At 42.4% G+C, this 13295-nt stretch carries 6 protein-coding genes; all 6 read right to left on the bottom strand.

Translation table 11 applies throughout. The annotated features are described in order from the left end of the window. Positions 1-51 precede the first annotated feature (51 nt). The 6 genes from QZ576_RS04710 to QZ576_RS04685 all read right to left on the bottom strand — a co-directional run bounded on the left by QZ576_RS04710 (position 52) and on the right by QZ576_RS04685 (position 12983). Positions 52-2754, bottom strand: a complete 2703-nt coding sequence (locus QZ576_RS04710) for a DUF5695 domain-containing protein (RefSeq protein WP_297094591.1) — start codon at positions 2752-2754, stop codon at positions 52-54. 126 nt (positions 2755-2880) lie between these two features. After that, positions 2881-4188 carry a CotH kinase family protein gene (locus tag QZ576_RS04705; protein ID WP_297094589.1) on the bottom strand — a complete coding sequence of 436 codons (1308 nt, stop codon included), beginning with the start codon at positions 4186-4188 and terminating at the stop codon, positions 2881-2883. A gap of 7 nt (positions 4189-4195) precedes the next feature. Then, entirely contained in the window at positions 4196-6247 is a 2052-nt protein-coding gene (locus tag QZ576_RS04700) for a DUF4859 domain-containing protein (RefSeq protein ID WP_297094587.1), read from the bottom strand. A 13-nt stretch (positions 6248-6260) separates the two neighbouring features. After that, positions 6261-8165 carry a DUF4859 domain-containing protein gene (locus QZ576_RS04695; RefSeq protein ID WP_297094585.1) on the bottom strand — a complete coding sequence of 635 codons (1905 nt, stop codon included), beginning with the start codon at positions 8163-8165 and terminating at the stop codon, positions 6261-6263. Between the two features lie 39 nt (positions 8166-8204). Beyond that, entirely contained in the window at positions 8205-9908 is a 1704-nt protein-coding gene (locus QZ576_RS04690) for a RagB/SusD family nutrient uptake outer membrane protein (RefSeq protein WP_297094583.1), read from the bottom strand. Between the two features lie 12 nt (positions 9909-9920). Next, the gene (locus QZ576_RS04685) at positions 9921-12983 is read right to left on the bottom strand and encodes a SusC/RagA family TonB-linked outer membrane protein (protein ID WP_297094581.1); all 3063 of its coding nucleotides are present in this window, start codon (positions 12981-12983) and stop codon (positions 9921-9923) included. Positions 12984-13295 lie beyond the last annotated feature (312 nt).

The raw sequence follows: 13295 nt of genomic DNA, 5'->3' as shown, positions 1-13295 counted from the left end.
GGTAAATTCCGCAGCAACCGGGGCCGCTGCGGAATTTATTTTGTTGTATGATTAATTCAACGCAACTTCTACCACTTCGCTTTTAAGTGGAATTACATATTGTCCGCGCTCATTTTTCTCAAGGTCGGCAACTGCGCTTGCCACTGTTTCCTCGTCGAATGATTTAATGCGCAAATAAGCGTTTGGTGTATAATCGTTAGCTTCTTCCAATTCAACCACAACTTTTCCGGTTGACGGGTTGTATGTGAAAGCTTTGAATTTACCGGCGTCTAATGTTACCCACATTTTTAGCGGGGCAACATACACTCCCGATTTAGCTGCTGTAGTTAAATCAACTCTTACTACATCGTCGTTTTCGGTGATATTACCACCAAAAGCCAACCAGCCAAACTCGTCGTTGTGCATTAAATAAGTTGATGTGTTTACAGCATAACCGTAATAACCACTTCCGTAGTCACCCGAAATTGGATCGTTTTTCAATGTAGAAGGGAACGAGTGGAATGCTGCAGGAGCAAAACCATCTTCAGTAATATTTGAGATCGATCCCATTAAACCACCGTAACCAACACGTAGCAGGTACAGATCTTCAGGATGTTCTTTGTATTCGTATAACACTGGGATGGCGTTCAGTGCCGAACCGTAGTGGTGGATCTGACGCTCAACACGCGAAAGTTTACCTCCGTATAGGAAATCCCAGTAACGACGTGCATTACCGTTGTATGCCCAGTGAGGGATCGTTGGCATGTAGGCCAAAATTGCTTTTAATGTAGTTTCAGCTTTTTCGCCGTAACCAAAGTAGCGCGACCACATATAAACTTCTTCCTGACCTGTAGAATCCCAAGGCATTTCGCTACCGAACGGGTAGTTTAACGATGCCCAGTGATCGGCACGACCTTTCATAACACCTTCCAGTTTGCGGGCGTATTCCCACATTCCTTCAGCTTTCAAATCATCTAAAATGTGAACAAACACACTACCTTCCATCTGGCCGAACTGTGCGTAATACGGTGCCAACTCCATCATTGCCATCGATGTTTGGTAGGCACTCATCAGGTACCAATCCCAGGTTTGTTGCGATACCAAACCTTCGTAATTGCGGGCCAAACGGTACATTACCCAATATGCAGCTGCAACGTGCGGATAATTGTATGAGCGCTCAACAGTTTCGGCATGTTTTTTATCCCAGGCAGCCCAGGTATTGTAATTTACATCTTTGCTGTAAGTTCCTGCAGGCACTGAATCCGGCTCGTAGTAGAACATACTTTTGCGAACACCATATTTTTCGTGACCTTCGTTGTATTGAATTCCGCCCCAGATTGTTTTCTGAACGAAATCTTCCAACATTGCAATCTCTTTTTTGTCAGGCTGAACCAATTGTTTCATTACGGCATTTAACCATGCACCGGCACCACCTTCGTCGCTCAATCCGCAAATCCAGGCACGGCTATCTTCAGTTACTTGTTTTTGCTCTTCGTAATCGTAAGTGATTACCGACGGACCGCGATCGAAAAGATCGTTTTCGTCATCAAACCACTGTTTTGTCATCAGGAAGTTTCCGTTGTCGGCAACAACCTGCTCTTCCGGTTTAATAACTTTGTAGTTGATGGTTTGTGTTAAACCGTCTTTATAAGTGATTGTTAAACGTGATCTCCCCCACTGTTTTGCGGCAACAGCATATTTTACCCAACCATTTTCAGTTGTTTCCAGTTTTTTCAGTTCCAGCGCACCTTCAGGTTCAACCTGCATGCTTTTTACTTTTTGGCTGTACTTTACAAACAAATCGGCATTTACATCTTGCGGCACAACGTATCCCGGCACACCAAATGCAACCGGACGATCGTTTTCGATCAATGCAGGTTCGATGTTTTTAATCGCATCAGTAAGTACAAACTGTACACCGTAGCTAACCGATTTTCCCGGTTTTAATATTTTTGATGATGGAGTGTTCCATGGAGTGGCTTCTTTCCACTCGTTTTCAGCGTAAGCTTTTGTTAAAGGCATCCATTCGTGGAAACCTTCGAAAGTAATTCCGCGTGGAGTTGGATCGTCGAGCAGTGGGTTCCACGCTTCAAAAGGTGTATTTTCCAGAGGTAATACTAATAAAACCGGGCCACTACCTTTTAAACGAATTACCTGCAGGTAACCGGCATCCATACCAATGTAAGGATCATAGAAAACGTTCTCGGCATGAGCTTCGTCCAATGTTTTTCTGTCGTGGTTATTGTTGAAAATCAGCGGAATTCCCAGCGCACCAATCTCAACAGCTTCTGATGAAGTGTTTTTGATTTCGAAACGCAAAGCAAGGTGTCCGTCTTTCTTTTCCCAGTAACGCAACACTTGTACAGGGCTGTCTTTTAAAACACTGCTGAGATCGGAAACGGCCAGTTGGTTATCGTTTTTAGGATCTACCGATTTAACACTTTTGCGCGATGCAGCTGATGAAAACGAAGTCCAGTCACTAGCACCTTCCGATTTTACACGGAAGTTAATATCGCCAAGGTGATAAAAACCTGCTTTATTTCTTTTGGCCAACAGTTCGCCCGGGGTAAAATCAAATTTAGGCTCCGAAACCGGGTGTAATCCGGCAACTGTATGCGATGATTTTAAAATTTCGATATTGAAATCGGGTGTAGAAAATTCGAGCGAACCTTTTTTAACGTCTATCGAATCAGAGGAAGCAGTTGATGCAAATGCTCCCGCATTCATCGTAAGGCTCCAACACAGCAGAAAGAAAAGAATATTCTTTGGTTTCATTGTATGTCTATTTAATTGATTTGTTACTCAACTCGTTAAAGTTGTATTTTAATAATTGATTGATTAATTCTGTTATATATTTCAAACGTACGATTTCAACATTCAGTTTGTTCCGGCCCAAATGGCCTAATTAGTGCCTGCAGGGTAGTTATTTATTACCGAGCTTAGATAGTTAACCCGTGTAGCTAACCATTGCTTCATGCGCAAAATCTCGGTTTCGTTATTCTTATTAATGGGCCAGCGCGCGGCATCGCGTGCCATGGCTTCCGAAAATGCTTCGGCATAAGCATAAGTTGCCGGCCAGTAATCGCTCATTATCTGATCTTCGATGGCCAGCCATCGTGTTTTATACTCGCTAACAAATTGTTGGCTCCTGAAAAGGTCGGTGAAAAATCCAGGAACAACATATCCTCCGGTATGATTCAGTGGCGAAGTGCCCAAAACCAACTCGCGGTGATCCATAAAAAAGTTATGCCCGGTGGTCATGGTTCCCCAATCAAAATCGTAGCCGGCATCAAAATCCCACAGTGGCCCCATTGTCCATTTTCCGTTTACATCTTTATGAAGATACATACTTCGTGGAGCAGCAACCTCAACATTGTAAACCAACTCCTGAATCAACATAAAGTCGATAAACGAAGGAATATCCAGCAGTTGTTCCACTTCGCTGTAATCGGCATTTTTTATGGCCGTTTCCAACGAAGCAAATTCTGCTTTTATCTGATCAAGCTGATCGTTTGAATCAATATCAGGATTTTTTACACAAACCGGCATGTGGTAAACCGACGACCAAAAATTGTCGCTTTCTTCGGGTGCCAGTTCCGGGCCATCGTCGGCATCAAGCGACAACAAATATCCATTGTCTTCGTCGATAGCCACGCGGCTTTTTCCCTCTTCAACCTGTTCGGTTAACGAGTACAGTCCAACATATTCGTCGTTTACAGTTACCTCTACATAACGAATATGGTTGGTGAAAGGCATTTCAAGTTTCTGCCCAATGGTGAATACAAAAGCATTCATTAAATGAGTTGGATCGCGATAATCGGCCAGCAAAACCCAGTCTTTGTTTTCGCCTAAACCCAGGATTGAAGCTTTCTCATCAAGCTTAATCCGGTAGGGCTTTTTCGGGTACCACAACCAGGTAGAGTTACCTCTCCCCCTGACACTTCCGGTACCCGAAAAATTCCATTTCTCATTCTCTGATCTAATTTCTACCGAACAACCGGTATAATCTTCTTTTGATACTATATCAGCATTGTTGGTAGTTACAATATTAACCGTTGCTACCTTATATATATCTACTTCTGTTTCTTCAACAGGATCATCATTCAAATCGACTTCATTACAACGTGTAAATGTCAGGCCGATTACGACGATGAACACCATCGAAAACAACGATTTAAAATTCCGGTTAATATGTAGGTGTTTACTCAACAATGTGCTAATTTATTGTAACGTTAAATACAAATGTTACCTGGTATTGTGTACCATCTTTCTGGTAAACCAAAGCTTCTTTTATGGTGTACGTATCACCGGCGCTTGATTTTCCGGGGAACTGGCCAATATGGAACTCGAAAGTACCAACGGCAAATTCGCTAAATACTTTACTGTCGTTGTCGTTACCCCAGCCAATTACGTCGCCATTGCTATCGAACCAAAATCCGTAGTCGTTTGCCGTGAAATTGTAACTTAACGAACCATCCGACTGAACAGCTGCAAAGGCAATTTTACCTTCTTGTGGTGTTGCACCGATACCTAATAACGCGCCTGTAATTTCTGATGGTTGCAGTGCCAAAGCCTGAACCACTTTGTTTATATCGCCATTGGTATTCAAGTTTACGTAGTCACCTGTATAATTTTCCGCATCAGCCGGAAACGAAACGTCGTAAGTCAATGTCAGATCTTCCGGATCGGCATTCGGATCGATAACTACGTTTCCTAATAAATCGGTATTGGTGAAACTCACTGAATAAGGCCACTGGTCGTCGTTGCTTTCCTTTTCGTCCCAACCATGCGATTCGTATGATGAAGGAGCACCTAAAACTACCAGCCACAAACGTTCGCAACCTTCGGGTACGGTAAATTCGATTTCGGCAGACAATTTACGGTTCATCTCGCCGTAAACGCGTTCGCCCGATTCGAGCAATGCCACATAACCATATCGGAACCCGGCTCTGGTGAGTGTGCCCGGATTATAGTTCGAGGTCGTCATTGACGTACCGTTTTCGTCGTAAGTTCCGGGGTCGTTGGCTGCAAGAGCTGATCCCGGCTGCAGAAGAGCAAATTTTGTGGTAACCACAGTACCGGCTTCCGGAACATTTAACGGGATTACATTGTATCCGGTTGTTCCGGGACATTTGCTGTATGCTACCTGGTAACTTCCATCAGCAGCTGTGTAAAATTTATATTCAAACTGTCCGATATAGTTGCTTCCGGTTTCGCGGATGGCATCAATATCCCAGGTTACTAAATGCGATACCGCATCGTAAAGTTCGTTATTCATTTCGGCTACCGACATACCGTTTATGCGCATGTAGGCTTCAATCGGATCTTCCGGTCCTACTGATTCGCGCCACAATTTGCCCAAAAAGTCGATGCCGTGTTTATCAGCCCAGTAATACTGCAACCAGTAACTTGCGTACCGCTGCCACTCGTGACCGAAGTGACGATGATAATTAGCCATATAAACACCAAAGTTATACGATTGAAAAGCTTCAACCGGGTACGATTGGAACGACTGCCACTGTGCACATTGCTCCCAGAAGCCGTTTCCGCCGTTACCACCGAAACCATATCGGAAACCACGGTTAAATTCGTTTGGAATTCCGCCATAGGCCAGTAAGTCTGCATACACCTGGTACTGGAAACTGTGTCCAATTTCGTGTGCAATTGTAGAACCTACAGGCTTACAGGTACTCGGATTTACCCAAAGCGCACCAATCATATCATCGTATCCACTACCCGTTGCCAACCACTCGGTTTGGTACAACAAGTAGATTTCCATTTTATACTTATCGAGGTTTGACTTACCTGCTCCAAGTTCGGCAAAACCCAATGTGTTTACGTTCACATCGAAGAATGATTCAGCCTTTTCCAACAGATCGTCAATATCTACGCGCAGTGCTTCAGGTACACTGGCAGCATTCGGATCTAAACCAAATTGTGGTTCCCAGAACACGATAAAGTGCTCCGATTGTTTGCTGCGTACGAACGACCATTTGCTGTCGCCGCGCAAAAAATCCATGTTGACAAACTCGCCGGGCTTATAAAATTTTTCATAATCCGTAACGTCTGATTCGCTTAACACCACAACGGTATCAACCGGAGGTGTTGTAGTGGTTGTATCAACCGGATCAGGCTCCGGATCGGGATCAGGAGTTACACTATCGTTTCCGCAGGCAGCAAAAACGAATAAAAAAATAAACAGGAAGGTAAAGGAGCATAAGCCGGATTTCTCCGACTTATGCGCTTTAAATATTGATTTAAAAATCATTATAAATATTAATCTATTCTACAGTATATGTAATATCAAAAGTTACCGAACCTCCGTTGCAGGTAGCAATGTAGGTTGTTGTAACAACATCACCGGCAGCCGCATTTTCAGGGTGGTTACCCGCGCTTAAGAACAACTCTGTTTCACTATGTTCCAATGCACAATAAACAACTCCCTCTGCGTAACCAACAGCAGCGCCATCGGCATTCAGCCAGTAGCCAACACCTGTAGCGGTGTAAGCAGGATCTGCTTCAGTAACTTCACCTTGATAAAGTTTAAGTGTTCCGTCCTGCATTGCTTTATGGATCTGGTAAGTAGTCATTTTAAATGCCTGACGTAATGTTTCTTTTACATCTTCAGTTACCGGTACATAATCGTCGCTATATGCTTTGCTTAATGCAATTGTCGCTGTTAAATCTTCAGGATCACCTGCAGGAGCTGTTTCCGGATCAACATAGCTATCAGCTAAAATGCTGAATGTTAAGTTTATTGTTACAGTAGTTCCATTGTATTCAACAATGTAAGTAGTTGTAACTTCATCGCCGGCTACTGCGTTTGCAGGGTGGTTACCACCGAACAGGTAAAGCTCAGTTTCGCTGTGTCCGATACTTGTCCAAACAACACCATCGGCGTAAGGAACATCAGAACCATCAGCAGCTAACCAATATCCAGGTACATCAGCAGTGTATGTTACTGAATCAGCGATCTCGCCGTTGTACACTACGATCTCTCCTGAATTAATTGCCATGTGAATCTGGTACGTTGTCATTTTAAATGCCTGACGCAATGTTTCCTGAATATCGTAGGTTACACTTGCATAATCGTCAGTGTATTCTTTGCTTAATGTAACATCGATTGTTACACTTTCAGGATCGCCTTCAGGTGCTGTTTCAGGATCGATATAACCAATTGCGTTTACTGTTAAATTCAGCATAACGATTTTGCTATTTACCATGAAACCGTACTTGATCGTAAAGTTCATACCTTCAGTTACAACATCTGGCATTTGACCAAGACTGATCTGGTTAGCTTCAAAGTCGCCATAGTTTGTATAAACGGTCTGGTCGCCGGTTGAGTAAGTAGTTACAAAACCATCGGCATTGTACCAGAAACCATTTCCGGTTTCAGCTTCCTGAGCATACGAACCATCGGCGTTAACACCTAAGAATGTTACTTCATCCATCGATGAAATACCCAAATCGCTCAATACTGCATCCAAGTCGAAATCAACCGGCTGTGCATCGTAAACACTTTTCGGAGTTACATCAACTGTAATATCCTGCTCGCTTACCACATCGGCCACAACAGCACCCGGCACAGTAGCATTAACAGTAACTACAACAGCAACACGAACTTCGTTGTATTTCAATCCTTCAATGAATACAACCTGTTGTCCTTCTACCAGATGACCAGGAAATTGACCAATTGTAAAATAGGCATCTTCAGGCCAGAATTCAGCAAAAACCATTGCATCATCGCCATAATCAACTACATCACCTTCAGCATCCCACCAGTGTCCCCAAGGAGCGTTGGTGTTTGCTGCACTCGCAAAATCATTGTGAGTAGATCCGTCGATAGCAAAACCTTTAATTTCAGGGGCTCCGCTTTCGCCAGCAATACCTGCAATTAATTCTTCTTCAGTAATACCAAATGCTTCAGCAATTTTATCCAATTCAATTTCTAAACTACCACCATCGTACAAGCTTGCACTAATGGTAATGTCCATTGAATATTCAAGGATCAGATCTGCATTGATCATGTTTTTCTGAGCCTCTGCAATCGAATCCTGGCGAGCTATTTCAGCAATCTCGTCGTCCGTAAGGACGTGCATACTGCTAAAGTCTTCGTTGTCTCCGCAACTAAATAATCCTGCCGTGATAACCAGCGCCAGAATTAATAATATATGTATCTTTTTCATTTGTTTAAATTTTTAATTTTCAGTAGTGTATTACTCCAATTAATTTGTCGCACCCTGATAACCATCGTTTTGAACAAGTGAAATGTTAGCATCTAAAGCTGCTTTCGGAATTGGGAAATAGTCCCAATGTGTTTCAGTTGTGGCATCTTTACAGAACCATGATTTTCCGTTAAATACATTTCTACCATCGCTCATTTTAAAACGAACAAGGTCTTGACGACGGTGATGCTCGCCGGCAAATTCCCATGCCAGGTCATCTAATAAACCACCTAATTCAATATCATCACCACCTTCGATGGTTACGATGTATGATGCAGGATCGTAGTTAGCAAATCCTTCGCTGGTGTATTCGCGGTGTCCGTAATCGTAAATACTACCACCTTTCAGGTCGGCAACTGTACGAACAGCACCCTGTGCAGAATCGAAAGAACGGCTACGTACTTCAGTAATCAGGTCGGCAGCAGTTTGCTCATCCTGTCCTAAACGAAGTAAACACTCAGCTTTAATAAACATAGCATCAGCCAAACGGAAGAAAGCTACGTCGTTTCCGTAAGTACCATAGTCGCCAGCTTCAATTTCGCTTTTCACAAAACGGTAACCTTCTTGCTGGTAGGCACCAGGATTATCAATTGAGTGAACGTTTCTTGAGTAGTTCAGGTAACCTTCGCCAGCCCAGTCGTCGGTTCCAAAAGGAATAGGATCGCCTGATTGAGGAATGGTATTACCATCAGCATCTTCAGTTGCAAAATGTTGTACACCACCTGCCCAGGTATAACCTAAACGCATGTCACCTTCTTCGTAAGTATCGATAAACTGAGGTACAGCACAGCTACCGTTCCATGGCGAACCATTGTAACCGTATGCAGCAGCACCGGCACCTACCAAACATTTATTTACCAAATAGTTGTGCGATGCATTGGTATGATCTAACGGAATAGCGAAAATTACTTCCGGCGATCCGTCGATGTCTACTTTAAAGTTATCAAGGTAATTTGGAGCCAGTGAATAACCACCGTTCTCGATTACATCATTAACCTCGGCTAAAGCCAATGTGTAATATGAATTATCGTTTGTTCCGAAATATGCATTGTAGTTAAGGTACAATTTTGCCAGCGCCATATCGGCAGCAAAGCGGTTCGCATAACCAAATACTTTTTCAGTTCCAAGATCATCTTTAATAGCATTCAATTCGCTTACACAGAAATCAAAAATTTCTTGAGCATCTGCTTGTTCCGGAAGGTATCCAGGTTCAGTGTCCTGAGTTGTTTCCAATGGCACGTTACGGAATGCATCAAGCAACACGTAGTAGTTTAATGCACGGATAAAACGCATTTGCGCTTGTTCCGGACCTGTTTCAGGTAATACATCAAGCGTTTTGTTGGCATAACCAATTCCTACATAGGCATAGTTCCATAATGCATCAATGTGGCCTTGTGTAGAGTTCCAACTGTGTTTGTGCATTGGAATGTAAAGGTCACCCCAACCAACACCAAGACGTTTTGGAGTCATGTAAATATCGCTACATTCTTCCATTACATCGAAGTAGCCGTTCCATCCCCAGTAAAGGAAGCGGAACTGAGCTAAAGCTTCACCCATCATGTACCCAACTACTTCCGGGTCATTTACATCGATGGTTTCATCGGTCAACCCGGAATACACTGTTTCGTCCAGGTCGGTACAAGCTCCCATTAACAATAAAATTGCTAAGGAAAAACTAAGTATAGAGTTTTTTATGAATTTCATAATTCTCAATTTTTAAAAGTTAACAGAAAGTCCAAAAGTGTATGAACGAACAGTTGGATACTTATCACGGTCGTCGATACCAGGTGCCAGGAAGTAAGTTGATACTTCAGGATCTAAACCTGAGTAACCGGTAATACAGAAAAGGTTCTGACCACTAACATACAAACGCAGGTTTTTGATGTATTTTTCAAAATTACCTGTGATTGGCAGCGTGTAACCTAAAGTAACGTTGCTCAGTTTAATAAAGTCACCATCTTCAATATGGTCGCTCCAAACACCTTGTGGCATTGAACCTGACAATTTAACCATCAATTGTTCGCCTGTAGCTTCATCAATTACAGGAGCTCCATCAGGAGTAATTGCAGGATGTAAGTCGGCTGCAGTTTTCAAGCGGTTGTAAGCGATTGAGTTGTTTTCGTAGAAACTACGTTGAACATTCAAAATCTGGTAACCGAACTGACCGGTGATCATTGCACTCAAATCGAAGTTTTTGTAACGGAAAGTGTTGTTCCATCCGGCATAAACACTTGGTAAACCGTTTCCTAAACGCTGACGATTTGACTCCAGGTTGTAACTTGTATCAAATTCTTTAACCGACCATGTATCAGTTTCGTCGTCGTAAACTTCAACCAAAACAAAACCATCTTTGCTAACGCCTACTGAACGAAGTCCCCAGAAATCACCTAAAGGTTGGCCAACTTCCATGGCGTGAGTAGCTACCGAAATAGGATCGCTAACACCACCAACTTCCATGAAGTTATCAGTTTCGTATAAATCGTTCGACAAGCTCAACAGTTTGTTGGCATTGTGCGACAGAGTTAAAGTTGAGTTCCATTCGAAATCACCTTTTTTAACCGGCGATCCTGAAACCATAAACTCAATACCGCGGTTTTGCATTTCACCAACGTTAGCAGTTGTCCATCCGTACATGTTTGGTGGAACAGGTACTGCATAGTCGTATAATAAGTCTACTGTCTTTTTCGAGTACACGTCAACCGAACCAGTTAATCTTGAATCAAACATAGTCCAGTCAACACCAATGTTTACCTCGCGGGTAGTTTCCCATTTCAAATCAGGGTTAGGGTTTTGTGCTACCTTTAACGAAGGAGTCCACACACCATCCTGACTTAAGTGCTTACCGTAAGCATCGTAGTCGTATGTAGTTAACGACATGTAGTTGTTTCCAGGAATTACACCTGTTACACCATAACCGGCACGTAGTTTTAAGTTATCGAGCCAGGTTGCTGCCTGCATAAACGATTCGTTGCTGATTGTCCAACCAACCGATGCTGATGGGAAAGTACCCCATTTGTGGTTTTCACCGAATTTAGAAGAACCTTCGCGACGAACAGCTGCAATCAGGTTAAAACGATTGTCGTAGCTGTAACTTGCACGGCCAAAGAAACCGACTAGTTTATTATCAGACTTCGACGATCCCATACTTGCTGTGTGGTCTTCATCGGTTAAGTACAAACCTTGTCCGAGGTTGTTGTATAAATACGATTCTGATGGGAATTCAGAGTTACCTGCACTGAAACCATCTGACACATTATACAAGTAGCTGTAACCAACCAAAGCTGTTACACGGCTCTTTTCAATTTCAAAATTATATTTCGAAGTCAATTCTACGTTTTCACTTTTGTAGTTGCTCGATGATTTTCCGGCGCCACCTCTAACGCGAGGAATTGTTCTGTATTGATCTTCAGGATCAACAGTACTTTGCGAATAAAACTTACTTGTGTAGTAGTCCTGACCTGTTGTAGATGTTTCACCACGTGATAACATCAGGTTAGTTTGCCAGTTTTTAATCGGCTCAACAGTAATGTTTCCAACCACGCGCGCGTACTTGCTGCGGTAATCACCAATACGCTCGTTTTGTATTCCTACAGGGTTGTAGTACTGAAAACGGTTAAACTCTTCGTAGTAAGCACCATCTTCGTGATAAACTGGAGACGATGGGTTGTGAATTAATGCCTGACGATACGCGTAAGCATTGTTATTGTTCGTATTGTTATGTGTTGAATACAATACATTCAGGTTTAATTTCACAATATCGTTTAGCGCATACTGGCTAAAATCCAATTGAGCTTTCAGGTCTTCACTATCACTCTTACGCATAATACCTTCTTCATCCGAATAGGTAACGTTTGCCGAGTAAGATGATTTGTCAGATCCGCCTTCGAAACTTAATGAGTGGTTTTGAGTGTAACCACCTTTACGTGTAATGGCTTTTAACCAATCAGTATCGTAACCATCGTAAGGGAAATTGGTACGACCATAAATTACATCGTGCGTATCCATAAAATCGGCGGTTTTGTACCACTCCGATACAGATGCGTAACTTGAATAAGTTGCATTTGAGTACGAACCGCGTTTACCTGATTTGGTAGTAATAAGGATTACACCGTTAGCACCCCTTGTACCATAAATAGCAGCTGCCGAAGCATCTTTCAATACGTCGATCGACTCAATGTTTTCCGGAGCAACGGTTGTTAGGGAACCTTCAATTCCGTCAACAAGTACAAGTGGCGACACATTACCCATAATGGTAGTAACACCACGCAGCATAATGTTTGAAGTGGCATTCGGGTCGCCCGAAGTATTGGTAATACTTAAACCGGCAATTTTACCTTTTACCAGTTCGGCAGCATCGCCAATTTTACCCACCGTAAAATCTTCCGATTTTACACTGGCAATAGCACTGGTTACTTCACCTTTACGTTGGGTACCGTAACCAATAGCAACAACTTCATCAATACCAATGGTTTCAACCGCCATTGTTACATCAATAGTTGTTTTTCCCTCTAACTGGACTTCTTGAGTTTTAAATCCAATGTAAGAGAATTGTAATACGTCTTCAGCATTTGCATTAATGGTGTATTTACCATCAATGTCGGTAGTGGTACCATTTGTTGTACCTACAACCATTACTGTTACACCGGGTAAAGTTACTCCGTCCGCATCATAAACAGTTCCGGAAATCCTGCTGGATTGACCAAATACTGTGAATGGAAAGATCAGGAGAAACAAGACATAGCAGAACATTCGTGTTTTTCTTGATTGAATAGATTTCATTTCACATCGTTTTTAATTTAGTAATTACTGTTGCCGACTCTAGGTTCAGAAAAGGAACCGACAACTTCCTATCATTTGTTGTTTTTTCAATTTCGAGTTTTTTGTTCAGTACCTGCTGCCGATCTTTTTATGTTGAATGATCTTCAGCACTAGCCAGGTTTTCGTTATTAAGTTTTTCTCATAGAATAGAAATTTAAGTTTGATTTTTTACTCGTTATCATTTTAAGAATGCATGTACACTTCTCGTTTAATTTAGTTCCCACAAGAAAGAGAAAACCACAAATTCCTACGATAACGGATGTTCAGGAAACT

This window comes from uncultured Draconibacterium sp. (assembly GCF_913060805.1).
In the GTDB taxonomy this organism is placed as follows: domain Bacteria; phylum Bacteroidota; class Bacteroidia; order Bacteroidales; family Prolixibacteraceae; genus Draconibacterium.
Note: the sequence above shows the minus strand (reverse complement) of the source record. Positions and strands in the feature narration are given on the sequence as shown.